This is a genomic window from Candidatus Nitrosotalea sp. FS, assembly GCF_011319475.1.
GTDB lineage: Archaea > Thermoproteota > Nitrososphaeria > Nitrososphaerales > Nitrosopumilaceae > Nitrosotalea.
In genome coordinates this window covers 1-1188 of the sequence record NZ_RCMC01000189.1, presented here as the reverse complement: position 1 = coordinate 1188, position 1188 = coordinate 1, and the positions used below count along the sequence as shown (strand labels likewise).

Below are 1188 nucleotides of genomic sequence, written 5' to 3'. Positions count from 1 at the left end.
ACAATGCTTGTGTCAGAAGCAGTTGACGGCAATGCATCTCTTGGAAATGTCGCGTTAACATTCACAGGTGGTTTTTGGGGAGGTGCTGTCATTCCCATGGGTTTAGCTATTTGTCTTGTGTTGACTGGATTATTTTTTGGAAAACGATTTAACCGTATGAACATGATTACACTTGCAGATTTCTACTATAGACGATATGGAAACACTACTGAAGTAATGTCAGGAACTGTCATGGCAGTCAGTTTCATAGTTCTTGTTGCTGGTAACCTAGCAGCAAGTGGATATATTTTATCAGTAGTGTTGGGAATACCGTTAATTTATGCAATGTTGATTTCAACCGCAGTTGTTCTACTGTATACATATTTTGGAGGACTGTTCTCTTGTGCATACACAGATATCTTCCACATCTATTTAGCTGTGATAGGATTTTGGGCAGGCTTTTTATTCTTCATAGGGCCATGGTCTCCAATTCCTGGCGGATTGGACACTATAGTAGCAAATGCCCCTGCTGGATTCATGGATATGTCAGGCTTACTCAATGTAGGTAGTGGAGCTCTGATAAACTGGGCTGCAATAATATCACTAGGATTAGGAGATATTGTAGCGTTAGACTTTATGGAAAGAGTATTTGCGGCAGACGGAGGCCGTACCGCAACAAAAAGCTGTTACATGGGTGCTGGAATAACTCTCTTGATCCTAATACCTGTAACTATGGTAGGAATTATCGGATTTACATTAGAGCCAAAGCTTGCTGATCCTTATACTTTATACCCAATTATTGCAATAAAACATGTACCTGCAGTAATTGGCATACTGATGCTTGTAAGTACAGTCAGTTGTGGTATGTCTACCGCCAATGGTGGTACATTAGCTATAGCAAGTGTACTATCTAGAAATATGTTGCAACGAAATATTATAGCAAAATTACTCAAGAGACCAAAGCTAACTGATCGACAATTACTTGTTGCAACAAGACTCTTTGTGATCCCCATGTTCTTTACCGCCTTTGCATTAGGTTATCTCATTCCAAGACCCGGTGCATATCTTGTCTTGGCATTTGATATTGTTTTAGCAGGATGTCTTGTTCCTCTAGTTTTTGGAACCTTTTGGAAAAAATCAACAGCATCTGGTGCTATTGCATCAATTGTAGTAGGTTCCATCACACGATTAATCTTATTCTTTGTCATA

At 39.5% G+C, this 1188-nt stretch carries 1 protein-coding gene; it reads left to right on the top strand.

The features are described 5' to 3' along the window. Positions 1–3 precede the first annotated feature (3 nt). A partial coding sequence (locus tag DYY66_RS06870) for a sodium:solute symporter (protein WP_255496281.1) occupies positions 4–1188 on the top strand: 1185 nt, incomplete at its 3' end.